General features: G+C 55.7%; 1 protein-coding gene. It reads right to left on the bottom strand.

Annotation, left to right across the window (positions count from 1 at the left end; genetic code table 11):
- Window positions 1–180: 180 nt before the first annotated feature.
- Window positions 181–488, bottom strand: a 308-nt coding sequence (locus WA429_RS21060; protein ID WP_443082694.1) for a hypothetical protein, incomplete at its 5' end; no start/stop codon positions are given.

Genomic DNA, 488 nt, shown 5'->3' with positions numbered 1-488 from the left:
CTAGGCGCAAGGCGGTCGCGGGAGGCCGGAACGCTGTTTTCTCTACCCGCCATGGATGATTGGATGCCCCTACAGCCAACTGGTTTTGTTTTTCGGATTGACTGATACAGCCCTCCTTTACCGGAGTCAAACGTGCTTGGCCGGGTGCATGCCAAACACGTTTGTTCGTTCGGACAATAGTTATCCTTCCTCAGCCTCGGCCGTTTCTTCTGCGGTGCGGGTCATACCGGCTGACATTGCCTTTGTGTAACCGGGGGTTATACGCGCATCAATAACAACGGCCTGCCCTGCCTTGACCGCTGCCAACCCTTCCTTGATCACGTATTTCAGTTCCGCAGCAGTGCTGACCGGACCAAAAGCCATGATACCCTGGGCACGCGCCATTGCCGCCAGATCAATATCCGGCCCGCCAATATGCTGGCCGATCCATTTATTTTCGACCGGCCGCCCACGGCTGATTGCGACCTTTTCCTGATGGATTTCGTCAT

This window comes from Thalassospira sp. CH_XMU1420-2 (assembly GCF_037029325.1).
Lineage (GTDB): Bacteria > Pseudomonadota > Alphaproteobacteria > Rhodospirillales > Thalassospiraceae > Thalassospira > Thalassospira povalilytica.
Note: the sequence above shows the minus strand (reverse complement) of the source record. Positions and strands in the feature narration are given on the sequence as shown.